General features: G+C 50.1%; 19 protein-coding genes. 6 read left to right on the top strand and 13 right to left on the bottom strand.

The annotated features are described in order from the left end of the window. Window positions 1-40: 40 nt before the first annotated feature. The 3 genes from GA004_RS08855 to GA004_RS08845 all read right to left on the bottom strand — a co-directional run bounded on the left by GA004_RS08855 (window position 41) and on the right by GA004_RS08845 (window position 2,313). Window positions 41-184, bottom strand: coding sequence for a thioredoxin domain-containing protein (locus GA004_RS08855; RefSeq protein ID WP_283393495.1), 144 nt, complete (start codon window positions 182-184; stop codon window positions 41-43). 163 nt (window positions 185-347) lie between these two features. Beyond that, on the bottom strand, window positions 348-1,673 hold the full coding sequence (locus GA004_RS08850) for an ammonium transporter (protein ID WP_283393494.1): 1,326 nt from the start codon (window positions 1,671-1,673) through the stop codon (window positions 348-350). 277 nt (window positions 1,674-1,950) lie between these two features. Beyond that, window positions 1,951-2,313, bottom strand: a complete 363-nt coding sequence (locus GA004_RS08845) for a hypothetical protein (RefSeq protein WP_283393493.1) — start codon at window positions 2,311-2,313, stop codon at window positions 1,951-1,953. A 134-nt stretch (window positions 2,314-2,447) separates the two neighbouring features. On the opposite strand from GA004_RS08845, the gene pyrE reads away from it, so the two are divergent. Then, window positions 2,448-3,017 carry an orotate phosphoribosyltransferase gene (pyrE, locus tag GA004_RS08840; RefSeq protein WP_283393492.1) on the top strand — a complete coding sequence of 190 codons (570 nt, stop codon included), beginning with the start codon at window positions 2,448-2,450 and terminating at the stop codon, window positions 3,015-3,017. Between the two features lie 11 nt (window positions 3,018-3,028). On the opposite strand, the gene GA004_RS08835 is transcribed toward pyrE, so the two are convergent. From GA004_RS08835 to yajC, 5 genes are all read right to left on the bottom strand, one after another. Beyond that, window positions 3,029-4,075 carry a Gfo/Idh/MocA family protein gene (locus GA004_RS08835; RefSeq protein ID WP_283393491.1) on the bottom strand — a complete coding sequence of 349 codons (1,047 nt, stop codon included), beginning with the start codon at window positions 4,073-4,075 and terminating at the stop codon, window positions 3,029-3,031. Between the two features lie 16 nt (window positions 4,076-4,091). Next, the gene (locus GA004_RS08830; RefSeq protein ID WP_283393490.1) at window positions 4,092-4,784 is read right to left on the bottom strand and encodes a hypothetical protein; all 693 of its coding nucleotides are present in this window, start codon (window positions 4,782-4,784) and stop codon (window positions 4,092-4,094) included. A gap of 28 nt (window positions 4,785-4,812) precedes the next feature. After that, a complete protein-coding gene (recJ, locus tag GA004_RS08825) occupies window positions 4,813-6,531 on the bottom strand; it encodes a single-stranded-DNA-specific exonuclease RecJ (protein ID WP_283393489.1) in 1,719 nt (572 codons plus the stop codon). An 8-nt stretch (window positions 6,532-6,539) separates the two neighbouring features. After that, complete coding sequence (secD, locus tag GA004_RS08820) at window positions 6,540-9,071, bottom strand: protein translocase subunit SecD (protein WP_283393488.1); 2,532 nt, start codon at window positions 9,069-9,071, stop codon at window positions 6,540-6,542. A 73-nt stretch (window positions 9,072-9,144) separates the two neighbouring features. After that, window positions 9,145-9,468 (bottom strand): preprotein translocase subunit YajC, encoded by a 324-nt coding sequence (gene yajC / locus GA004_RS08815; protein ID WP_283393487.1) that lies wholly within the window; start codon window positions 9,466-9,468, stop codon window positions 9,145-9,147. A 164-nt stretch (window positions 9,469-9,632) separates the two neighbouring features. On the opposite strand from yajC, the gene speA reads away from it, so the two are divergent. The 4 genes from speA (at window position 9,633) to GA004_RS08795 (ending at window position 14,305) form a co-directional block, all read left to right on the top strand. Beyond that, on the top strand, window positions 9,633-11,594 hold the full coding sequence (gene speA / locus GA004_RS08810) for a biosynthetic arginine decarboxylase (RefSeq protein WP_283393486.1): 1,962 nt from the start codon (window positions 9,633-9,635) through the stop codon (window positions 11,592-11,594). Between the two features lie 29 nt (window positions 11,595-11,623). Next, window positions 11,624-12,028, top strand: coding sequence for a thiol-disulfide oxidoreductase DCC family protein (locus GA004_RS08805; protein WP_283393485.1), 405 nt, complete (start codon window positions 11,624-11,626; stop codon window positions 12,026-12,028). A gap of 141 nt (window positions 12,029-12,169) precedes the next feature. Further along, window positions 12,170-13,471 carry a phosphopyruvate hydratase gene (gene eno / locus GA004_RS08800; RefSeq protein ID WP_283393484.1) on the top strand — a complete coding sequence of 434 codons (1,302 nt, stop codon included), beginning with the start codon at window positions 12,170-12,172 and terminating at the stop codon, window positions 13,469-13,471. 162 nt (window positions 13,472-13,633) lie between these two features. Then, complete coding sequence (locus GA004_RS08795; protein ID WP_283393483.1) at window positions 13,634-14,305, top strand: HAD family hydrolase; 672 nt, start codon at window positions 13,634-13,636, stop codon at window positions 14,303-14,305. A gap of 32 nt (window positions 14,306-14,337) precedes the next feature. Here GA004_RS08795 and GA004_RS08790 read toward each other — a convergent pair whose 3' ends face one another. Continuing rightward, entirely contained in the window at window positions 14,338-15,765 is a 1,428-nt protein-coding gene (locus tag GA004_RS08790) for a GntP family permease (protein ID WP_283396956.1), read from the bottom strand. A gap of 338 nt (window positions 15,766-16,103) precedes the next feature. Next, complete coding sequence (locus GA004_RS08785; protein ID WP_283396955.1) at window positions 16,104-16,817, bottom strand: GDSL-type esterase/lipase family protein; 714 nt, start codon at window positions 16,815-16,817, stop codon at window positions 16,104-16,106. A gap of 337 nt (window positions 16,818-17,154) precedes the next feature. Between GA004_RS08785 and GA004_RS08780 the strand changes: the two genes are divergently transcribed. Next, window positions 17,155-18,060, top strand: a complete 906-nt coding sequence (locus GA004_RS08780) for an endonuclease/exonuclease/phosphatase family protein (protein ID WP_283396954.1) — start codon at window positions 17,155-17,157, stop codon at window positions 18,058-18,060. A gap of 148 nt (window positions 18,061-18,208) precedes the next feature. On the opposite strand, the gene GA004_RS08775 is transcribed toward GA004_RS08780, so the two are convergent. The 3 genes from GA004_RS08775 to argH form a co-directional block, all read right to left on the bottom strand. Next, window positions 18,209-20,701, bottom strand: coding sequence for a glycogen/starch/alpha-glucan phosphorylase (locus GA004_RS08775; protein WP_283396953.1), 2,493 nt, complete (start codon window positions 20,699-20,701; stop codon window positions 18,209-18,211). A gap of 193 nt (window positions 20,702-20,894) precedes the next feature. Next, window positions 20,895-22,736, bottom strand: a complete 1,842-nt coding sequence (mutL, locus tag GA004_RS08770; protein ID WP_283396952.1) for a DNA mismatch repair endonuclease MutL — start codon at window positions 22,734-22,736, stop codon at window positions 20,895-20,897. A gap of 15 nt (window positions 22,737-22,751) precedes the next feature. Beyond that, window positions 22,752-24,155, bottom strand: coding sequence for an argininosuccinate lyase (gene argH / locus GA004_RS08765; protein ID WP_283396951.1), 1,404 nt, complete (start codon window positions 24,153-24,155; stop codon window positions 22,752-22,754). Between the last annotated feature and the right edge of the window lie 36 nt (window positions 24,156-24,191).

Raw genomic sequence — 24,191 nt, 5'->3', positions numbered from 1 at the left:
CGTAACTCGCGACGCCGTTTTTTTATGCACCAATCGACTGCTATCCTGCAAAGGGCTCACCTCGCAGAGCCGCGTCGAGTAGGCCATCGCGATCGTCCGCAAAAAACCGCTCTTCGTCGCCATAGTAGTCACCGGATATGAAGATTTGAGGTACCGTTTTCAATCCATTCGAACGGCGTTTCATTTCCAAGTAGTTTTACAAAGGTAATTTCAATCCAAGAATCATGGGTACTTCTTTGTAATCAAAGGAAATGCCTTTCTCCTCAAAAAAACGGGTGGCCTGCTTTGTCTAGGGGCAAAACAGGCTTCCAAACAATTCGACTTCTCGCTGCTTCCCTGGACTAAAGCTAGTCGTTGTATCCAGTTTCTCCATGCGAGCTTAAGTCGAGGCCAGTAACCTCATCCTGTTCCTCGACTCTCAATCCAATCGTTGACTGGATTCCCTTGAGAATAATGTAGCTAATAACAAGCGTGAATAAGGCGACGATCAAGACTGCGAAAGCCTGTACACCGAGCTGCTTCCCTATTTCCAAACCTTCGACCTTTCCACCAAGAGCAGGAGCTCCAAATACGGCAACCAGTAGTGTCCCGACAAATCCACCCACACCGTGTACGCCAAAAACATCGAGCGAGTCATCGTACTGAAACTTGCTTTTAATTTTGGTACACATCCAATAGCACAAGATCGCAGAGCAAATGCCGATTACGACAGCTCCCAATGGGCCGACCGAACCGCTAGCGGGCGTAATCGCTGCCAATCCAGCGATAGAACCGGTTGCCGCGCCAAGTAAACTGGGCTTGCCATTCCTCATCCATTCGATGGCCATCCATCCCAGAGTTGCACTAGATGCAGATAGGTGAGTCACTAGAATCGCCATAGCGGCATCTCCATTTGCTCCAAGCGCGCTGCCCCCGTTAAATCCGAACCAGCCAACCCACAGCATGCCGGCTCCGGTAACTGTCATGGCTAGATTGTGAGGCAGTATCTGCCCTTTCGGGTAATCGCAACGCTTGCCAACCATGATACAGGCAAGTAGCGCTCCGACGCCTGCCGTGATGTGAACAACCAGTCCACCTGCAAAATCGATGACACCCATGTCCGCCAGATAGCCACCGGCACCTCCCCAAATCATGTGGCACACTGGAAGGTAAACCAAAACCCCCCACAGCCCACAGAACCAGAGCATGGCGGAGAACTTCATGCGCTCTGCAAAAGCCCCTACCATCAGGGCTGGCGTGATGACAAAGAACGTCATTTGAAACATGGCGAACAACGGCTCGGGTATCGTTCCCCATTCCGAGTCAGCCGCTACTCCGTTCAGGAAAGACTTGTCGAATCCGCCGACGAAGGCGTTCCAACCTACCTTCCCCTCTTCCATACCCGCAGTTGAAAATGCCATGCTATATCCAACAAACAGCCAAATAACGCTCATAAACGCCGTGAGGACAAAACAGTGCATTAGGACCGAGAGCACATTTCTGCCTCGAACTAGACCCGCATAAAAAAGAGCCAGTCCCGGTATGGTCATGAAAAGCACAAGCGCACTGGAAGTTAAGATCCAAGCGGTGTCGCCTGTATTGATGGAACTGAGACCTTGGCCCTGAGCCAGAGCAGGAAAAAGGATCGGTAGCAAAAGCGCGCCACCAAGGAGATTTCGACGTGTTAAGAACATAGTGAGGGGTTTTGTTTTTGCAGGAGAACCTTGAACTCAAGATCCAACCTCGGTATTGTTTCGAAACCGGAAAAGGAATTCAACGGAAAAGCGTGCCTTCCATTACTTTGTATCAAGAGGACCTGCCAAGAAGCCGGTGAAGGGAACAGATTTTCTGGTTGAGCGCCTTGGCTAAGAACGCACAGCGCCAGCCATTTCCTGGCCTTCAGGAAAATCTCCGCCGCTTTTAAGAAACAACTACGATTGGGAATGAGTCCTGTAGACTAAGTTATCTATCCTAACGTCTCTGCCTGTTCGCGTATTCCGAATTTGGAACCTTTGAGCGCAGTACTTCGCGCCAAACAGCGTGCATAACCCATACTCCGAACAGACAAGGAAGAATTGAGATTACTCCACTCGTGAAAAGACTGCTTCGAATCAATTCAAGGAAAGTTGGAATGAGCATGAACGCGGAAAGCCGGTAACACCAGGATTGCTTTGCCGCCAGTCGTTCCCGTGAACCGGGAAGGCCCGCATTACCCAAATCAGGTTTGAGGCGGCGGGCTACGTGACCAAAGTATCGCCCGTAGAAGTAGGCATAGGCAACCCAAAGTGCTCCCCAAAGCCATCCACCTGCCAGTCCTGTCGCTTCTTGATCCACCTGTATCGTCGCCTAGCCTGTAAATCGGCTACTTGGATTAGTACCTGAGAAATCAGTATGGTTCCGACTTTGCGATGCCCCTCGAGGCATAATTTACTGGATTCTTTCCATCGGGTTCGCAATTTTGGCGGGTGATGCAGTCTACAAACGATGAGGTTCTAGATATTTTCCGGTCAACAGGCGCCCTTCTTCAAGGGCACTTCATTCTGCGATCAGGACTCAGAAGCGAACACTTTTTTCAATGCGCCCAAGTTTGCCAGCACATGGCGGAAGTCACACGGCTAATCGAACTACTTAAACCTAGACTGGAAAAGCTGGCCTTTAAGACCGTTCTCGCGCCCGCTATGGGTGGACTAGTGGTGGGGCAGGAAGTCGCGCGGCAGTTTAACGCCCGTTACATTTTCGTGGAGAAGGAGAACGACCGCCTTGTACTCAGGCGAGGTTTCAAAATCGAGCCAGACGAGCCCATCCTCATCGTTGAAGACGTCATTACTCGTGGTGGGAGGGCTCAGGAGGCAGTGGATATCGTCAAATCGAATGGTGGAAAGGTTGCTGGAATCGCGGTTCTGGTCGATCGCAGCGAAGGGAAAGCCAATTTTGACTGCCCGCTCGTCTCCCTTCTCGAGATGAGCTTTCCGACCTACGATCCCAATGAGCTCCCTGAACATCTGCAATCGGTCCCTGCTTTCAAGCCAGGAAGCTAAGGGGCGAACATCTAGCTAAGCGTCATCCACTCACCGCCGGCGTTAAACGAATTCCGGGCGGCCTCGGCGAATTTCATATAGTTCAATCCATCCGTGAAGTTTGTGAGCGATATCGGTTTCCCTTCCCGTATGCTTGCAATGAAATCGGCCTCTACGTTCCAATCGGCAACGTCCTCTTCTTGCGGTTCGACGATCTGCTCTTCTTCATCTATTAGCGAGCGGTAGAGCGTACCGGTTTTCAAATCCAACCTAATCGTACCCTTGGCTCCACTGATGGCGTACTCGTCTCTTCCACTTCCCAATTCGACCCCACTCATAATACCGGTTAATTGAAGCCCATCGCCGTAATCCGCGACGAATGTTAGGCTTTCCGGAATTTCTACCGCTCTAGGTCCACCTGCTTCGGCATTGTCACGGTTCTTTGAGAAAATACGTCCGTGCGACCACACTCGACTTGGGTTTCTTTGGATCCAGCGCTGCACGACCTCATAGTAAATCCCTAACATCATTGTGTTGTTACCACTGTATTCAATATTCTGGCGCCAATTCATAGGATCCCGCTCATTGGCGTTCATGGGCAAAGTCTTGATTACACTGATTTCCCGAAGATCACCCAGTTCGCCAGATTCGAGGATTTTCTTAATGGTCTGATCCCACTTAAGCGTAAAGGGAGAAGGCACGATCTGAGCAACGAGATCAGGGCGAGACAACGAGGCGTTCAGCATTTCTTCTGCCTCTTTTTCATTCATTGCCATTCGAGCCTCGGTTAGCACATGTTTGCCAGCTTCTAAGGCAGCAATCGTTATTGGTGCATGCAGGTAGGGCCATGTGCCAATACAAATCGCGTCAATCGAATCGTCTGCGACGACTTCCTGCCAGCTACTTGCAATTCGACCGATTCCAAACTCGCCCGCCGCTTTGCTCGACGATGCTTCGGAGCGATTGCATACCACATCGATGCTAACGCCTTCAATCTCTTGTAGGCCAGGAATGTGTTTCAGCTTTGTATTGGTACCAGCACCAATGACGCCGATTCGGATGTCTTCTGATATCGCCATATTGCTTAGTGAGCTTCTAGTTCCCCGACGCATTGGCAATCCTAGAATGATAGAGGCTTCGATCTATGCGATCGCCGTATTCCTTCTTCAGCATTTCCCAAACTCGATCTCGATTTCTGTATTGGTCCGATAGATACGGTTTTAGTTTTTGTTCAAAGGAATCACAAAATAGCCGAGAGAGCTCAATTTTCCACCCTTCCTCATTGATGAAGCGTAAACTCAAACCGGTCGGTGATCCTAGACGAAGCAGTTGGCCAGCCGTTATGCCATTAATAAAATCCACTTTCCCTAAGGCCGTTTTGAAGAATAATTCGTCTAGGGCCTCTCTCAGATATCCACTGACGGCATGGTTCTGTTTTCCCGAATCAAGAGCCTCGTTCCAGTCTTGCCAATCCGTGAGTGACCAAGAGTCAAGGTGCATTCGCAAGACCAGAATCAAGTACCGATCAAAGGGAGTCAGTTTTTTCAACGATTTTTCGTCTCCACGGACGATCCAGGGTTGAAGGCCCTGAAAATACTGAACCGAGTTTCGACTGGCGAAGCTGTCAAGTTGGTTTAGTTCCCCTTTTTCAAGGACGGATTCAAACGCGGCGAAAACGTTTTGAGGAGACTCTTCTATACGGGAACATCCAAACGACAGGAGCATAAGGCCTCCAATGATCAGTGCGGAAACCGGTCTTGAAATCGAATAAATACGCTCAAGGTCCATCGCAAATTTCTGTAATGTAATCTACTTCCTAATGAGTCTCTCGCCAGTCGATCAATTCAATCTGTAAGACCTTTTGATTGCCAAAGGAATTCCAGGCTAGGCGATAGGCAATATCAACCGGCTTATTCACAACGGGAACTCGGTGGGCCATCTTCCAAGCGACCCCCTGTATGGCTCTGCCTCGTTTATCGGATAAGTAAAATCTAAAGTGCTTCTCTTTGAAAACTTTGGGTTTCTGTTTAAAAACGACCCGCTTTGTAGCGAAAATGGGTTCCGGATTCTCCTGACCAAAAGGCTGCAAAAGAGAAATCTCGTCCATAAACTCTGCCGATGCCTCCTCGAGTTCAAGATAGGTGGAAAGCTTAACCGTCTTTTCGTACGTATGGGTTTCGATAAACTTCTTGACGGACTGATCGAAAAACGACCGCAAATCCTCCACGCGTTCAATCAGCGCGCTCACGCCGATTGCCATGGGGTGCCCTCCCCAGCTTTCCAGTTTGTCGGAAAAGTCCTCGAGCACCTCCACCAAATTGACTCCCTCCACACTACGTCCGGACCCCTTTGCTAATTCCCCATCCTTTCCGAGGACGATACAAGGCCGGTCATAGGCCCGTGAAAGGCGGCTGGCAACGATACCCACTACCCCTGGATGCCAGTCATCCCCATAAACCACAATTCCATGACTCTCGGACTGATGCGACTCAACTTGCCTCATGGCCTCTTCTACTATATTCTTTTCTATCTTTTGACGCTCACGGTTGAACGAGTCCAGCTTCAAAGATGTCTCCATGCAATAGGAGGCGTCATCGCTTAACAAAAGCTCCACTGCCAACGCCGCGTCCGCCAGTCGCCCACTAGCATTGATGCGGGGTCCGAGCTTAAACGATATGTCAACCGGTCTCACTCCGTGACGGGCCGTCATTCCAGATACATTCATCAGACTGCTTAGACCCTTTCGTTTGGTCTGAGAAAGTGCTTTCAGACCGATGCGTGTAAATATCCGGTTCTCGTTAGTCAGCGGTACGAGATCGGCGATCGTCCCCATGGATACAAAGTCGAGGTAGTCTTTCAATGTAATCTCAAACGCGCGCGCCTCTTGACGTTCCCGCTTTAATTTCAGAATTCCATGGGCAAGCTTAAAGACCAAACCGACCGTACAGAAGTTCAAAGTTTGACATTCCTCCTCTCCAAATACGTGCGGATTGACAAGCAACACCCCTTCCGGCAAAGGGGTCTTTGTCTGGTGGTGATCCACGATAAGCAAATCGCATCCGCAAGACAAAATGTACTGGGCCTCTTCAAAAGAGTTTGTGCCGCAGTCCAGAGCAATAAACAGATCCGCCTTGTCCCCGCAGTCCAGGGCCCGTTCTGCTGCCTTGCGACTTAGCCCATACCCTTCTTCACTACGAAGTGGGACAATGAATTTCGGGTACGTATTGAACTTTTGGAGTATATCCACAAGCAATGCGGTACTTGTGACTCCGTCGACATCGTAGTCTCCACAAATTACGATTCGTTGAACTTGGTCGATCGCTTGGCAAACGCGATGAGCCGCCTTTTCAAGGTTGGGTATTTCGAACGGGTTGGATATTTCACTCAGGCGCGGGTAAAGGAATCGCCTGGCTTCGTCGCTGTCCTCAAATCCAGCCTTCGCCACAAGCTCTGCGGCTGAAGGACTGATGTTGAGCTCTCTGCGTAACGTCCCAACTATAGATGCAGAAGATGGATTGTATTCCCAACGAGCCAAGACAGTTATCAGCTGCCCTCCTTGACTTCTTTGACCCCAGCCTGCCACTCGTATTCGGGTGCAATATCGTGGCTCTTCTCGACGCTGCGGCGATCACCTTTGTGCCACCAGTAAAACACGGGGCTAGCGATGAATATCGACGAGAAGGTTCCCGTCATAATGCCGATCGTGAATGTGAAGGCGATATCGCTCACCACTCCAGTCCCAAAAACGTACAAGGAAACCGCTGCTAGCAATGTCGTGAAACTGGTTAGCAAAGAGCGTGAGAGAACCGCGTTCAAAGCGGAGTTCACAATGTCGCGCAACTTAGCGGTTGGCTTTAGCTGTAGCTCTTCACGTATCCGGTCGAAAACGACTATGGTATCATTGAGTGAGTAACCCACAATCAGAAGAATGGCCGCAATCATGGGAGCGGTAAACTGGTGACCTGGAACCATGACAAATACGCCAACCGTCAAAAGGATGTCGTGTATCGTCGCCACAATCGCCCCTACCCCATAACCGATTTCAAACCTAACCGCGATATACAGTAGAATGAGACCTAGGGAAATCCCGATCGCGATTATGGCATTCTTCTGAATTTCCTTGCCGATGGACGGCCCGATTTCATTCGTGCCGACTGCTTCGAAATTGGCTTGCGGAAAGGCGGCCTCCAGTGCGGCCAAGACCTTGGGGCTTTCCTCGAAAGGCGTCTGCAGTTTCAGCACTTCCACACCTCCGCCAAACGGTGTTACGTACTGAGGAGTAACTTCACCAAGCTCCTGCTCAACAACGATCCGGTTTATCTCCGATTCGTCTATCTTGGATTCGTATGCGAGCGAAACTTCGTCACCCCCGGTAAAGTCGATACCGAAAATGGTGTCCCATTTTGTATAAATTCCGGCAACGCCAATCAGGACGACGCACCACGAAATCGCAAACGCTGGTTTGCGAAAATCCAGGAAGGGGACCTTCGGATTTCTAACGATGGAAAGCATCTTAAACTTCTTCATCAAATTTGTCTCAATGAGAAGCTCCAGTAATAGGCGGTTCACGACCAAGGCACAGAACATGGTCGTAACGACACCGATCGCCAAAGTCAGACCAAATCCCTTAACCGGTCCGGTTCCGTAGACGAACATGACGATGGATACGAGAAACGTCGTTACGTTGGCATCAAAGATCGTCGAAAACACCTTTTCAAATCCGCCCAAGAGCGATGACTTTAGTGTCTTACCCGTTCTCAGTTCCTCTCGAATTCGTTCAAATATGAGAATGTTGGCATCGACCGCCATACCAATGGTCAGGATCACCCCTGCAATTCCCGGCAATGTTAGGGTCGCTCCAACACTGGCAAGCGCTCCCAAAACGATCCCTAAGTTGAGAACGACGGTAATTAGAGCCACCACCCCACCCACCATGTAGTAGACGATCATGAATGCAGCGACCAGAGATACACCCCAGGTCGCGGCTCGCTTTCCAGATGAGATCGACTCCTTTGCGAGGGTCGGTCCCACTTCGTAGAGTTCGGCCACTTCGAGTTTAAACTCAAGCGGATTGTTGAGCACATTGGCCAGATCGATGGCCTGTCGTTGCGTGAAACTTCCTGAAATCGATGCCCGCCCCCCGAGAATGGGCTCATTGACATTTGGCGCTGAGTACAGCTTTCCATCTAGAACGATCGCCAAGCGGCCTTGGCCCGCTAGCTTTGTGGTTATTTCCCCAAATCGCTTTGCCCCTTCGCTACTGAAATTCAGCGAGATCTCGTATCCGCCGACTGAATTCTGAACTGGATTGGCGCTATCGACATATTTACCTGTGAGGACGGGATATCGGCTTACGTAAAGATCCTCCTCAACGAACTGGTCGCCGGATTCCCGCGACAAGGTCATCACTTGGTAGCCATAGGGTTCGGGCTGAATACCAGGCCTGTCGGTCAGGTGCACTTCGCGGAAGTCCAGTAAAGCTGGCCGTTTGATCTCTTCCAGGATTTCAGGATTGTCCTTGATGCTGATTCCGGCCAACTGGACCTCAATCCGGTCGTCGCCGACGAGGCGGACAATCGGTTCGGATACGCCGTACAAGTTCACACGGCTTTGCATGATCTCGATGGCCTTGGAAAGTTTCTCGTCTCTCTCAATCTTTTCGATGCCCTCCAAAGCGGCCGGGTCGACTTGAAGCGTCATCGCCACACCACCGGCAAGGTCGAGTCCTTTTCGAAGGTTTGCCTTAGAAACCTTTAACAAGGCGCTCAGCAAAATTCCGTTTCGCTTTTCGATGTTCCGGAGGGAAGGCTCGAGCGAGATCTGAGGAAAGTACTGCGACAGATCAATACGCTCATCGTTACTGATCTTTTTCAGAGCCATGTAGACGCTGACCATCTGATCATCCGTTCGGGTCAATGCCTGAGAACGGTCGAGAATCTGATGAAACTCTTCGCTTTCAGAAGCCGTGCGCAAGTACTCACCAAAGTCCTGGTCCTCCCAAGGGACCAGATAAGAGAGGGAGATGGCGACGATGACGATGGTCGCGATAAGTTTCCAAAGGTGCTTTCCAGACATGATTCGAAAGTTTGATTTCCTAATAAACGAAAAAGCCGCCAAAAGGGGCGGCCACTACTGAATGTGTGTAGGGCTAGGAAGACTCTGATTCGCTAGAGAGAACCGTGGCAACGGAAGATTTTGTGATCTCGATTTTCGTGCCTTCCGCTACGCGAAGGACGAAACGATCGTCCTTCACGTTGGTGATGGTCCCATACACTCCACCTGAAGTAACGACATCAGCCCCTGAAGTGAGCTCAGTGATCATTTTCTGATGCTGCTTCTGCTTTTTTCGCTGGGGAGCGATGATAAGGAAGTACATAGCTGCGAACATGAGAAGAATGGGCCACATTCCAGCAAGCGGGTTCGCGCCCCCGCTTGGGGCTGCCTGAGCGATAATTTGTGTTATAAGATCCATCTGTTGAGACATAAAAGTTTGCTTTGAACGGTTTCTTGAAAAATGAAGTTGGCTACTCAATCCAGCCGCATTTCAAAAAGCAAGCGCAGAAGAAAGGGGCTGAAACAAAACCAAGCCTAGATTTTCCACCCTCAAAGCGCCCAAGCTCTCTAATTTTGACCGTTGTGAACCCTTCCCATTCAAAACGCTGGACTGTCGCCGATTCAAGAGAGCTCTATGGTTTAAACCGTTGGGGCAAACCTTACTATCGCATCGACTCGGACGGGTGCCTATGTGTCAACCCAGCCGGCGACGAACGGTCGGTCCGGATCATCGACGTCGTCAAGGAAGCCGCTTCCAAAGGACTGCGGACCCCAATCGTCATTAGATTCCAGGATCTGTTAAGGCAGCGGGTCGAGCAACTCAACCAAGCCTTTCAGAGGTCTATCGAGGAGGAAGGGTACGATGGGAAGTACCAGGGCGTTTTCCCGATCAAGGTCAATCAGCTTAGGGAGGTAATCGAGGAGATTCAAGCCGCAGGAAAACCCTTCGACTACGGACTCGAATGTGGAAGCAAGCCAGAGTTGCTCATCGGACTGGCAATGCACGAAAACAACGATGCCCTTCTGATCTGCAATGGCTACAAGGACTACGAGTATATCCGCCTCGCCCTTTATGGGAAAAAAATTGGCAAGAAGGTAATGATTGTTGCGGAACAATTGTCCGAGCTCAAGGCGATCATCAACATCAGCCAGGAACTCGATATTTTCCCAACAATTGGATTTCGGGCCAAACTCTACGCTCGCGGCGAAGGGAAGTGGGCCCTGTCAACGGGCGACAATGCCAAATTCGGTCTCAGTACGATGGAGATGATGAAAGGGGCCGAACTGCTGAAGGCTGCCGGTATGACGGAGGTGCTCAGGCTACTCCACTTCCACATTGGTTCTCAGGTTCCGAATATCATAACTCTGAAAAATGCGGTCATTGAAGGGGCTCGCTTTTATTGCCAGCTGAAGAAGCTTGGCTTTCCGATGGGATACTTGGACGTCGGTGGCGGATTGGGCATCGACTACGACGGCTCGTGCACCAACTACGAAAGCTCAACCAATTACAATATAGATGAGTACACTCGTGATGTCGTCTTCAGCATAAAGCAGATTTGTGACGCTAGCAATGTCCCCTGCCCTGATATCGTTTCGGAAAGCGGTCGAGCGATTACCGCCCCACATAGCATCCTTGTAACCCAAGTTGTGGACACCATCTCCAAGAAGGAAAGTATTCTCAGCGTAACAAGAGAGGACATCAAAGACCCAGTAGTGCAGGATTTGTACGAAATGGCAAATGGCCGAGTACGTTATGGCCGCTTGGAAAAGTTTCATGACGCGATTCAAAAGAAGGAGGAAGCGTATTCGCTATTTAACCACGGATATCTCGACTTGCAGGGTCGTGCCCAGGCCGAGTCACTTTTCTGGCAAATCTGCCAGAAACTTGAGAAAAGCGTGGGAAAGGGATACATTCCTGAAGAACTGGTCGAATTGAAGCAGCTTTTGGCCGACCAGTACATTTGCAATTTTTCCGTTTTCCAATCACTCCTAGACCACTGGGCCTTGGATCAGTTGTTTCCAGTGGCTCCGTTGACCCGCCTGAAAGAGCGTCCATCCGTGAATGCCATCCTCGTAGACATCACTTGCGACAGCGACGGGAAGGTCTCCAAATTCATAGACCTTGAGGACGAGAAAGAATATCTACCGCTACATCCCGTCAAAAAAAACGAGCCCTACTTTCTCGGCTTTTTTCTGATCGGAGCATACCAGGACATCATGGGTGACAATCACAATCTATTTGGTCGCGTTAACGAGGCACACGTATTTCTGGAAGAAGATGAAGACGACGGCTTTTTCATCGAGGACACAATCAAGGGTGACCGCGTTAAAGATGTACTCGAAGGCGTCCAGTTCAAATCAGACATGCTTTGTCGACTGATGAAGAAGCATATCGAAAAGGCTACAAAAAGTAATCTCGTAAAACCGAGACAAGGGGTCAAGTTCATGGAGATGTACGAGAACAGCATGCAGAAAAAGACCTACATGGAATTGTCAGAAGAACCCAAAAAGAAAAAGGCACAGAAAAAGCGAACCGGGAGCTAACCGATTACCGCTCACACAATCTAGACACCGTGGAACCTGAAAACAATATCGTATTCTTCGATGGAGAGTGTGGGTTCTGCGACACGAGCGTTCGATGGATCATGGCGATCGACGACGCAAAGGCGCTCCAGTTTGCCCCCCTCCAGGGCGAAACCGCTGCGAGACTGTTGCCAAAGGATCTGCGTCTTGAAGAGAACCTGAAGACGATTGTCTACCTAGCGCCGTACAACGAGCGGTACTTGAAATCCGATGCCGTGATTGAAATTCTGAGTCAGGTTGGTGGTTTCTGGAAAGCGTGCAGACTGGGGAAGCTACTTCCGACTGGGTTACGGGACTGGTTCTACGATCGTATTGCTGAAAGACGGCGTTCACTAATTTCGAAAGCGTCCTGCCCTATTCCAAATGCCGACCAGCAGGCCCGTCTTCTGCCCTAGAATCTGGGAGGAGGATCCAAGCCGCGACAGGAATTAGTTGTATCACAAGCGTTTCAATTGCTCGCTTGCCTTTCATTTTCCAACCGTCATAAGAAGCAGGCTTTTAACTCGGGACATACCGAAAATTCTAAAAAAATAATCATGACGACTGACATCATTGATATTAACGCTCGCGAAATCATCGATTCTCGCGGCAATCCTACCGTCGAAGTTGACGTCATACTCGCTTCAGGAATTGTTGGCCGCGCCGCGGTCCCTTCCGGAGCCAGTACAGGCGAGAATGAAGCCCTCGAGCTTCGCGACGGAGCGTTACCAGTAAAACAAGCCCCAAAGGGCGCGAAGAATCGCTATCTGGGCAAGGGCGTGCTCAAGGCAGTCTCAAATATCCATGATAAGATTCTTCCTGAGATCGTAGGCATCGACGCCTGCGATCAAGTATCTGTTGACGGAGCGATGCTCACTCTGGATGGCACCAAAAACAAAGCAAAGCTCGGAGCGAATGCCATTTTAGGTGTTTCCCTCGCTACAGCTAAGGCCGCTGCTCAAGCTTCAGGTCTGGAACTTTATAAGTACCTCGGTGGGCCGAACGCGAAGATTCTTCCCGTACCAATGATGAATATCCTGAACGGCGGCGCTCATTCCGACGCTCCGATCGACATTCAGGAATTCATGATCATGCCCAAGGGAGCGAGCAGCTTCCGGGAAGCCCTGCGTATGGGAGCGGAAATTTTCCATGCACTTAAAGGTGTCCTCAAGGCAAAGGGACTGTCAACGGCCGTGGGTGACGAGGGCGGATTCGCCCCGGCACTAGACTCCAACGAGCATGCTCTAGAAGTGATCGCTGCCGCGACTAAGAAAGCTGGATACAAACTGGGCAAAGACATCTTTATCGCTTTGGATGTGGCCGCTAGCGAATTCTACAAGAAAAATAAGTACGTATTCGACAAGTCTGACGGATCCAAGAAGAGCAGCACCGAGATGGTGGCCTTTTTAAAGGACCTGGCCGATCGCTTTCCTATTATTTCAATCGAGGACGGATTGGACGAGAACGACTGGAAAGGCTGGAAACACCTAACCGATGAAATGGGTGCCACGACTCAGCTCGTAGGAGATGACCTTTTCGTTACGAATACTGAGTTCCTCAAAAAGGGAATCGATCTCGGGGTTGCCAACTCAATTTTGGTAAAGGTGAATCAAATCGGTTCTTTGACCGAAACTTTGGACGCGATCGAAATGGCCAAGGAAGCTTCCTACACTTCAGTCATTTCCCACCGTTCGGGCGAAACAGAAGACACCACCATCGCGGATATCGCAGTGGCAACCAATGCCGGCCAAATCAAAACCGGCTCCCTTTGCCGCAGCGACCGAGTCGCAAAGTACAATCAACTTCTTCGCATCGAAGAGGAACTGGGTCCAAATGCGGTCTACGGCGGCAAGCTGTAAGACTCGCGAACTACTTTATTTCAAAGCTCGCAGTATCACTGCTGCGAGCTTTTTTTTCCTCGGGCCAGCGCTGACAAAACATCGCTTTGTTCAACTGCTCGGTATCGTTCGAATAATAGCCCTACTACATTTAGTTTTTCTTCGGCCAAAACCGCATAGCAAATGCTCATTATATTCGATGTAGACGGAACCCTTATCGGTGGTGAAGAATATGATTGGAAATCCTTCAACGCCGCCTTTACCGACATAACAGGGAAAATCTTCTCGGTTGAATTTTGGAAAACGCTCGACGAAGTGACCGCCTCGGCAATCGTGCACGAAGGCTTGTCTGAGTTAGACATCGAGGAGCGGACTCGTCTTGAAGAGCTGGTTAAGAACCGTTGCCTCGAAAATCTGAAAGTCGAAAGACAGAGAACCCCCGACGAGTTTTTCAGCACGAATGAAACGAGGGAGCTTTTGGAGTATCTTAAGGATCACCACGAATATGACATAGCCATCGCTACCGGTGATTGGTATGACACGATTCGATACAAACTGGAAGTAGCGGGCATCGATTTGGAGCGCTTTATTCACGCAACCTCATCGGATGCGCCCATTCGCTCAGAAATCATTTCCATCGCGGCGGAACGCTCTGACCGGCCTTTGGAAGACGTCGTTTACGTGGGCGACGGCACCTGGGATATCCGGGCCTGCAGAACCTTGGGCATTCCCTTTATCGGAACCGGAAGCCGAATCGAGGCGCTCGAAAGCGAAGGAGCCACCTGGATACTACCCCAGATTCGAAAGGATCCGTTGCTTGAAATTCTATCGGAAATCCAAAACGGAGCTCGCTAGACACTTCAGATCTCCCAGGTTTCGGAATTCACTCACATGAACAAATTGGGAACGATCGCGGACACGATCAGTACCTCAATTATTCCAATAACGCCAATAAACGCCAGCAAGGCTGACCAGGTCCGCAGTGTTTCCTTTTCAGTGAAACCGCTGAGCTTGCAGACAATCCAAAATCCACTGTCGTTCATCCAGGATCCTACTTGAGACCCAAAGGCGATGGCAGCAAAAAGGTAAATCGGACTGTAGCCGAGATCGATTCCACTGCCAATGATCGCTGCAACGATTCCTGAGGTCGTAATCATGGAGACGGTTCCCGAGCCCTGAGCTACTTTGAGTACGGCTGCGACAACCCAGGAAAGGATAATCAGCGACAACCCGGTATCCTTGGAAGCCATACTAATGGCATCGCCTACTCCTGCATGGCGTATCATGGCCCCAAAAGCTCCCCCAGCCGAGGTGATGAGAATGATCGTTCCCGCGGTTCCCAGCGGACCTTCCATCACATTTCCCAACGACTTAAGACTTACGCCCTTTTGCTTCGCGAGCGTATGCAACGCGATCAGAGTCCCGATGAACATAGCGACGTTCTTGTTTCCAAGAATCTCCATCGCACTGTAAAAGGTCCCTTCCGTGGTCCAAATCGCCAAAAAGGATGTGAAAGCTATGAGAAAGACCGGAAGTGCTACCGGCAACATAGATACGAGAAAAGAAGGGAGCTCGTTGTCCTTTTTGGACACGATCGCCTCAATATCGGCAATTTTAATGCCAGGACTTTCACGAAACTGGATGTTCATTCGGCTATCAAGCCACTTGCCAAAATAGAGCCCTGCAAATGCAGGAATGAGCCCCAGACCAATCCCCGCGATGATAGTGAATCCAAGATTCAGATTCAATGTTTCCACCATTACCAGAGGGCCTGGCGTCGGCGGAACTAATCCATGGGTGATGACCCCACCACTGCACATCGCCATGACAAAATAAAGGTAGTGCTTCCCTAAACGGAATGCGAGCGCCTGGGCCAAAGGGATGAGGAGAAAAAATACGGTGTCGAAAAATACCGGTATAGACAGAAAGAAGGAGCATAAAACCAGTGCCACGCCGGCTCGTTTCTCACCCAGCGTTCTGACCATTCCGCGAACGATCCTGTCAGCCGCACCACTTTCCATCAGGCAGACCCCAATAATCGCCGCCAAAGCGATTACCCAAGCGATCTTCCCCGCAGTTGCACCAAACTCAGTCATCGACAATCCAATCGCAGTTACAATATGATTGGCTCCTTCGCCTCCTGGAAGACTTGATGAGAGAGTGCCGACCAGCACTGCTGCCAATATCAGCGAAATAAACGCATGTATGCGAAACACTGCGATAGCTACGACGACGAAAAGTATTCCAAGAGCCAATACAGTGAATGGCCAGTAGGATCCAGAAGCTTCCGTTTGAGCGAGAAGATATAAATGCATAGAGAGGAGGTATCGAATTTGGGGTTGATAGGAATTATTCCATTTCAGGAACGACAGGTCAAGATCCTGAACACCAACCACTTCTCGGCAATAAAAATGTGCCAAAAAGAAGCCCAATCGAGTGTTCAATAAGATTCAAAGATGAAGGAGGGTGGTAGGACTGACTATCCCTAGTCAGCCGCATTGGAACGTCCTTTTTTTCCGTTACTCGATGATAAGCAGCCCTAGCTCACATTACAAACATTCTATGCGAAACAAACGGTAAAGCACCCCCAGTGCGAGACCGAGTTGACTGGCAGCGGGCGATCTCCGAGCACCCACCCAATAGATTCTTCCGACTATTCTCCCAGCGCTTCTTCAATCACAGGACCAATGACGCTTGCCCACAGAGCGTATCCCTTGTCGCTTGGATGCAGCCCATCCTTGGCGAACAAACTTTCGTCTGGTGGCGATCCCGTAGTCAGCATCGGTGTAGCTATATCCGCGTAGTAAAGACCCTTCCTATCGGCAGCCATCGCCTGGACCTCTTGGTTCACATATTCCATTTTAGTCCAAAGACTCGCCCGCTTGATACTTGGTTTAATGGGGATGTGCACGATCTTCGTTCCAGGCAGCTTGCCTCTTACCCGTTTCGCAAACGTCTGGAAATCCTTAACGACCTGTTCCTTCGACTTGCCCGCTCCGATATCGTTGTCCCCTTCATAGAGCACGATGACCTTCGGCTTGTAAGGTAAAACGATGCGATCAAAAAAATAGATACAATCCGATGTTTGCGAGCCGCCAAATCCCCGGTTGATGGAATCGATCTCCGGAAAAGCTTTTGCCGTATCCCAGCGGCGAATCGATGAGCTTCCGAGGAAGAGGACTTTGCCCGTTTCGGGCATGGAAACCTTGTCTGCCGCTTCAAACGTGGCAATGGCATTGTCAAAGCGATGCGGATCCGCCACTACTTCATCCGCGAAAGCGGTCGGAAACAAACCTGTAAGCAAAATTAAAGTACCAAAAAACGCTTTTTCGAATAGAAGGAAGTGCTTAATACTGAGAGCTACCATGAACTTATTTTGTTAATGGTAAATGACCTTCGCGTCAACTCAGCGACGAAAATTCTCATCGCTATTGAAACTTGACAACCACTGAACGTTTCTAAGCAACCATTAAAGGGCAACATCGATTTTGTGTATATCGGCAGAAATCGAACATTGCCAAAGGCAGGTGAATCAAGCAACAACTGGAATATAACCGAGCGTTATATCTACAATCTCCTTGAGAGTAGAACAATTAATACCTTCTGCTTTATTGGCGTACTCCCTCAATTATATTCGGCAGCTATTTCATCAGGAAATAATGAAAAATACTGGAGAAATATTAGTCGCGAGACACTCAAATCACATGAAGTTTTCACTAAAAAAAGCCAAACGGCCTAATCCAGTTTTATCAGCTGCAACCGTAATTCTTTCATTCGTCCTGTGGGGATGCAGCAAAACTGAGCCACCTAAACAAGACATAGATTTCATGTCTTTCAATATTAGATACGGAACAGCCGACGATGGTGAGAACCACTGGAACAAGCGCAAACCGCTCGTATTCGATGTATTCACCGATCACGCTCCTGATGTGGTAGGCTTGCAGGAAGCCCTCGATTTCCAGATCGAAGAGATACTTGAGAAGCATCCTCAATTCGCATCTGTCGGCATCGGCCGAGAACCTGAGGGCCAAGGCGAACACTGTGCTATTCTCTACTTAAAAGATACATTCGAAATCTTGGAGCAGGATACCTTTTGGCTTTCGGATACACCCGAAACGCCCTCAAGCAGCTGGGGAAACAAGCTCTTTCGGATATACACTTACGCGCGAATAGAAAACCGCGCCAACGGATCTCGATTCTACATTTTCAACACCCATTTTGACCACAGATCGGAGAGTGCCCGCGAAAAAAGCGCCCGCTTCCTGGTCGAACGTATCGCCAACCGCAAGCACCCAGAAGATCCCTACATCCTGATGGGCGATTTTAATGCCGGCGAAGACCAGGCTCCGATCCTCACTCTCCTCGGAAAAAACAAAGCGTCGCCCCACTCCAACGAGGCTCCTTTGGTAGACACCTTTCGCGTCCTCCACCCGGACGCGCTAGACGTGGGAACCGGAACCATGTGGAACGGAAAAGTAGACGGGAACAAGATCGACTACGTGTTCGCCGCACCCACCACCGAAGTAGAAAAGGCGGAAATCATTCACGATAACGACAACGGGCGCTACCCCTCCGACCACTACCCCGTCAAAGCTAAAGTCCGCTTTTGAGACTGTTATTAACGGATGGCGTTTAGCCGTTGGGAGGTCATTCAATCCTGAGACTGCTGCTGGGTTAGGTACTTCCTATCCCATTATAGCTAACAGCCAATCGCTTCCTGGCTGTCGCAAACACCACAATCTTACTAAACATTAAGCCTTATTTAATCGCCACTGGTTTTAGTTTCCAGATCTTGCTGGCATACTCGCTTATAGTCCGATCCGAGGAAAACTTACCCACACGTGCGGTATTAAGAATTGCCATACGAGCCCAGTGATCTTTATCTTTGAAGGCTTCATCCACCTTTTCCTGGCACTCGCAATATTCTTTGAAGTCAGCCAATGCCTTAAAGGGATCTCCTCCTTCCAGCAGGCTGTCTTTTAGAGGCTTCAGCACTCCTGGTTCGCCCGACGAAAAGTAGTTGGACCCCACCCAATCGACGATCGCTTTCAGGTTTTCGTCTTCATTGTAGTATTTGAAAGGGTCATACCCCTTCTCATCAAGTTCTGCGACTTCATCAACATCGAGCCCGAAGATAAAGATGTTGTCGTCGCCTACCTCCTCTTTAATCTCAATATTGGCTCCGTCAAGTGTTCCAATGGTCAAGGCCCCGTTGAGCGCCAGCTTCATGTTCCCAGTACCCGAAGCTTCCTTGCCGGCAGTAGAGATTTGCTCCGATAGGTCTGCCGCTGGAATAATTCGAGCGGCCAACGAAACGCGGTAGTTGGGAAGAAAAGCCACTTTGAGTTTTCCGCCAATTCGCTCGTCATTGTTGACGATGTCACCTACTGCGTTGATCGCCTTGATGATCGTTTTGGCAAGATAGTACCCAGGGGCTGCCTTGGCTCCAAAAATGAATACGCGCGGGGCGATATCGAGGTCTGGATTGTGCAGTACCTTACGATACAAGTGAAGGATATGCAATAGGCTCAGGTGTTGACGCTTATACTCATGCAGTCGTTTTATCTGCACATCGAACATTGCCGCAGGATCGACTTCTATTCCACAGTCCTGCTTGATAACCTCAGCAAGAGCAACCTTATTGGCGTATTTAATATCCATATACGCCTTCTGGAAGGACTTGTCATCCGCATACTTTTCCAGACCCTGAAGCTCATTTAGATTCTTACTCCAGGTGTTTCCAATTTTTGAATCTATCAAACGCGACAATCCACGATTACAGGCCCGCAGCCAGCGACGCGGAGTGATCCCATTTGTCATGTTGGTGAACTTCGCTGGGTAGAGAGATACAAAAGTCGGAAAAAGTCGGGTTTTGAGCAACTCCGAGTGAATCGCTGCCACCCCATTGACCGTATGACTCGCAACCACAGCCAGGTTGGCCATGCGAACCATCTTGGGGTGACTCTCTTCGATGATCGATACGTCGCGCTTGATCGCGTTGTCCCCCGGCCACTTCTCTTCCACCGTATCCATAAGCTGGCTATTAATACCGTAAATAATATTAAGATGGCGAGGGAGTACCTTTTCAAAGAGAGGTACACTCCAGCGTTCCAGAGCTTCCGGAAGCAAGGTGTGATTCGTATAGGCAAAGGTTTTGTTAATTAGGCTCCAGGCGAAATCCCATTCCAGACCTTCTTCATCAATCAGTATCCGCATCAGCTCTACCACGGCGATGGCCGGGTGAGTATCGTTCAATTGGATTGCGACTTGTTTTGGAAAGTCTTCCCAGTCATCAAACGTAGTACGGAAACGGCGAATGATATCGTGGAGGGAACACGTTACGAAGAAGTACTGCTGTACAAGGCGCAGCTCTTTGCCATTTTCGGTCCGGTCATTGGGATAGAGCACCTTTGAAATCGTTTCCCCAATCGCTTTTTCCCGAACCGCCTCGACATAGTCACCTTTGTTGAACTCGTCCAAATCGAAATCCTCGGACGAACGAGAGGACCACAGTCTTAGGAAATTCACCGTTTTCGTGTCGTATCCGGCTATTGGAATATCGTAGGGGACTCCTTCGATCGTTTTGGTATCCACCCACTCTTCCCGATAGTCGCCTTTCGCGTCGAAGACTTGCTCTACTCTTCCGTAAAGTTTGATCTGCTGGGTGTACTCTGGACGAACTATCTCCCAAGGGGTCCCAAATTTCTTCCAGCTGTCGGGATGCTCGACTTGGTGCCCATCGACAAATTCCTGTTTGAACAAACCGAACTCGTAATAGATTCCATACCCTATCGCTGGTAAATCCAGTGTCGCCAACGAATCAAGAAAACAGGCGGCGAGGCGACCTAGGCCCCCATTGCCCAAGCCCATGTCTACTTCCTCTTCCACCAGCTCATCCCAGTCAAGACCGAGTGACTCAATCGCATCACGGGCTTCCTCGTAAACCCCCGCATTATACATGTTGTTGACGAGCATTCTACCCATCAGGTACTCCATCGACAAATAATAGGTGCGGCGGGTCTTCTTGCTGAAATGGACCGCTTGAGTTTCGATCATGTGGGTTACCATCCGGTCGCGAACAGCCAACGATAGGCAGTGCCACCAATCGTGTCTCGTCGCCCTTGAGACATCGTGGGCCAAAGTTAGCTTAAGGTGCTCTAGTATAGCATTCTTCAAAGGAGGATGCGGGCAGTTGCATCCTTCGTCCTTTTTTTTCTTAGAAGCGGTTTTCTTTTTTGCGACAGTAGTCATATCCAATTTTTGACCTGAAAGTTTGACCCAGAGGCGATAGGCATCGATCTGTCAGAGAAAAGCCTTTCCTGTGCCAATTTCTTGTAAGAATCTGCAACAGTAACGAAAGGGATCTAATCTAGTCCAATTCGAGGCCATTCACATATTTTGACGCCCTTTAAGGACCACCTTATGAGCAATTTTGATCGAACCTTTAGAGTTCGGCTCTGTGAGAGTCAACACTTCCCCTGTGAAACCGGCGATTCAACTCGCTTCTAGGGATTTCAATAAACGTAGGCCTCCCATCTGGATCGGCCAGAGGATTTTTCGTTTCAAAAAGTTCGTCTAAGAGACTGGGAATCTCATCATCTCCCGGAATCGGAGTCCCATTGACCACTCTTCTCGAGGCATGTTTCGCCAGTAGATCCTCATTGGCGTTCTTGTTCTTGTCGCTCAGATCGCCCCGTCGCAGCAGATCAACCAAATCGCTCACGTAGGTGCCCGCATCCCCTTCGGGAAGCCAAGTAGGGACCGATTCTATGCGGAAAAAATTCCGTCCGAACGGGGATGCGATAATGCCGTACGTCTCAAGCAACTCCATATTGTCACTCAACACGGCGGAGGACACCGGATCCAGTTCCAGGGGAATTGGCAAAAGCAAGGTCTGGCTTTGCACTGATTGGTTTCCGTAAGCGATAAGTACGCGCTCATACCAAATTCTCCTTTGAGCGGCTCTCGCGTCCAAAAGCACGATTCCCGACTCCGTGTCGAATAAAGCCAATTCTCCTTGGGCCCATCCCACGAATTGCCAGGATCGGTCAAGAGAAGATGGGGTTGCTGCTTCCGTGACGGGAGGACCTTCAACCGGAGCGCCTACAGGTGGAACCCCGTGCTCAGTTCCCTCGCGCGCTGGACTTTCGCGGGTAACGGGACTGCTCCCTGCCCGAGTCCTCGACGATTCCGTCTGCGAGATTTCCTTAGGTGCATGGACTGGTTGGGTCGATATTTGGGCGACCAAACGGTTCGCTTTTCTGAGCTCGAGCTCAACCGGCCCCACAGCGATTTCTACGGTTTCCTTGAGAGCTTTCAAAATCGAGCGAACCGCAAAACCTCGCACACTCGCCTCGTTTCTAAATCGAATTTCCCTTTTTGCCGGATGCACATTCACATCCACCTGGGAAGGAGGCATTTCGAGAAAGAGAAAGGCCACCGGATACCGGCCTTTGGGAATATGGCCGTAATAGGATTCAATCAGCGCGTAACCCAAGGTGCGGCTCTCAACCGGGCGGTTATTGACGAAAATCAGCATCTCATGGCGGCTCGAACGCGAGTGTCCGGGAGCCCCAATCAATCCGCTCAGGCGCAGTCCACTTTCCTCCTCATTGACTTCGATGAGATTTCCCGTTGCGGCCTTGCCAAAAATCTCCATTACCCGGTCTTTCAATTTCGGGCAGGCAGGGGTTTGGAAGAGCGTTCTTCCATCGTCTATCAGAGCGAAGGAAACCTCAGGGTGGGCCAGAGCATACAAACGCGTATGGTGAACGATGTGTGCCGACTCCGTCGCGACTGTTTTCAAAAACTTCCTGCGCACCGGAACCGAATTGAAGAGTTGCCATACTGTAATTCTGGTTCCGGGAGGCATGCCACATTCGCGGCAATGAATCAGTTTGCCTGCATCTATCAGTAGTTCTGTTCCACTTTTCGATTCGGGCTCCCGTGTTTGTAGCAGAAAACGTGATACTGATGCGATCGACGGAATTGCCTCGCCGCGGAACCCCATGGATGAAAGTCGATTCAAGTCGCTGGCACTCTTGATTTTGCTGGTTGCATGTCGCTCGAGGGAAAGCAGAGCGTCATCCTTGCTCATTCCGCATCCATTATCTTCGATGCGAATATAGTTTGAGCCACCCTTTTTAAACTCTACTTCAATCGAAGTCGCTCCTGCATCCAGACTGTTCTCAACCAGTTCCTTGACGATTGATGCCGGCCGCTCGATGACCTCACCCGCTGCTATCTGATTCGCAACCTGATCGGAGAGTATGGAAATCCTAGCCATAGAAAAATGGCTAGATCAAGAACCGTAGGCTTTGTTCCAACGATTCAGTTGCCGCTTTATCTGCTCTGGTCCCGGCATGCCTGTTCCTTTCCGTGAATTAAAGGCCCGGTCTAGATCGAAGACGCACCTCCATTCTCCCTTAAGCTTTGGGTGAATCGTTTCGGCATCTTTTTGCGGGACCTGATTCAAGGGAATCTTAAGCTCTTCCGCTCTCGCTACCATCGCTCCCACCCCATGATGGGCATCCCGGAATGCCACACCTTGCTCCACCAGCCAGTCGGCCAAATCGGTTGCTAACAGTCCAGGATCGGCTACGGCATCCTTACATCGGGCTTTATTGAACCGTATGCCAGCAATCGTTCCTGCTAAGACCTGCAGGCAAAGCTCGATTTGGTCGAAGCTATCGAACACTTGAACCTTGTCTTCCTGTAAATCGCGGTTGTAAGTCAAAGGTAGCCCCTTAACCATCGTGTAAAGCGATTGGAGATTTCCGATAATCCGACCGGACTTTCCGCGCAGCAATTCCATTGAATCAGGATTCTTTTTCTGCGGCATCAAGCTCGAACCCGTACAAAACGCGTCGGGTAGATTCACGTATCCAAACTCGGTACTATTCCAAAAAATGACGTCCTCGGAGATTCGAGAGAAATGGGTGGCGCAAGTTGCGCAGGCGTGACCAAAATCCAAGAACAGGTCGCGGTCCGCAACCGCATCCATGCTGTTCGTAGTAACGCGAGGCTTTCCCTTCGCATCGACAAATCCCAATTCCTTAGCCGTAAATTCCCGATCGATCGGCAACGTCGTTCCCGCGATTGCTCCAGAACCCAATGGACACCAATTGGAATCGTCGTGCAGTCGTTTGAAGCGATTGACATCCCGACTGAACATTTCCACGTAAGCCAGTAAGTGGTGCGCGACTGAAACCGGCTGGGCCCGTTGCAAGTGCGTGTATCCAGGAATCGATACGCTCTGATTGGTTTCAGCGACCTTCAAAATCGACTTCTGTAGCGTTTGCAACAACGACAGGATGCGTTCACATGCATACTTAAAAAAGAGACGTGAATCCGTGGCCACTTGGTCATTCCGGCTCCGTGCCGTGTGCATTTTAGCCGCTTCAGGAGCTATTTTGGTTAGGGCTTGCTCGATGTTCATGTGAACATCCTCGAATGCGGGATTCCAATTCAGTTTTCCGTCCGCAATCTGCTTTTCTATAATCTTGAGTCCTTTGTGGATGGCTTGGAGCTCTCGGCGAGTGAGCAATCCGACATGGTGCAGCATAGCGGTGTGCGCCCGGTTCACCGCGATATCGAACGGCGCTAGGCGCTTGTCGAATGAAACCGATTCGCCGAACGTCAACATCAGTTCAGCCGGTCCCTTCGAAAAGCGTCCACCCCATGTAGCCTGCGACTTTTTACCCATGCGGTAAGATGCTTTAAAAGCCCTTCCTGAAGGCAA

This window comes from Candidatus Pelagisphaera phototrophica (genome assembly GCF_014529625.1).
GTDB classification, from domain to species: domain Bacteria; phylum Verrucomicrobiota; class Verrucomicrobiia; order Opitutales; family Opitutaceae; genus Pelagisphaera; species Pelagisphaera phototrophica.
This window is presented reverse-complemented; position numbering and strand designations above follow the sequence as displayed.

Coding starts and splice junctions, on each gene's coding strand:
- GA004_RS08855 (WP_283393495.1), bottom strand. CDS start 184: ATGAAACGCCGTTCGAATGGATTGAAAACGGTACCTCAAATCTTCATA.
- GA004_RS08850 (WP_283393494.1), bottom strand. CDS start 1,673: ATGTTCTTAACACGTCGAAATCTCCTTGGTGGCGCGCTTTTGCTACCG.
- pyrE (WP_283393492.1), top strand. CDS start 2,448: ATGCAGTCTACAAACGATGAGGTTCTAGATATTTTCCGGTCAACAGGC.
- GA004_RS08835 (WP_283393491.1), bottom strand. CDS start 4,075: ATGGCGATATCAGAAGACATCCGAATCGGCGTCATTGGTGCTGGTACC.
- GA004_RS08830 (WP_283393490.1), bottom strand. CDS start 4,784: ATGGACCTTGAGCGTATTTATTCGATTTCAAGACCGGTTTCCGCACTG.
- secD (WP_283393488.1), bottom strand. CDS start 9,071: ATGTCTGGAAAGCACCTTTGGAAACTTATCGCGACCATCGTCATCGTC.
- yajC (WP_283393487.1), bottom strand. CDS start 9,468: ATGGATCTTATAACACAAATTATCGCTCAGGCAGCCCCAAGCGGGGGC.
- eno (WP_283393484.1), top strand. CDS start 12,170: ATGACGACTGACATCATTGATATTAACGCTCGCGAAATCATCGATTCT.
- GA004_RS08795 (WP_283393483.1), top strand. CDS start 13,634: ATGCTCATTATATTCGATGTAGACGGAACCCTTATCGGTGGTGAAGAA.
- GA004_RS08790 (WP_283396956.1), bottom strand. CDS start 15,765: ATGCATTTATATCTTCTCGCTCAAACGGAAGCTTCTGGATCCTACTGG.
- GA004_RS08785 (WP_283396955.1), bottom strand. CDS start 16,817: ATGGTAGCTCTCAGTATTAAGCACTTCCTTCTATTCGAAAAAGCGTTT.
- GA004_RS08780 (WP_283396954.1), top strand. CDS start 17,155: ATGAAGTTTTCACTAAAAAAAGCCAAACGGCCTAATCCAGTTTTATCA.
- GA004_RS08775 (WP_283396953.1), bottom strand. CDS start 20,701: ATGACTACTGTCGCAAAAAAGAAAACCGCTTCTAAGAAAAAAAAGGAC.
- mutL (WP_283396952.1), bottom strand. CDS start 22,736: ATGGCTAGGATTTCCATACTCTCCGATCAGGTTGCGAATCAGATAGCA.
- argH (WP_283396951.1), bottom strand. CDS start 24,155: ATGGGTAAAAAGTCGCAGGCTACATGGGGTGGACGCTTTTCGAAGGGA.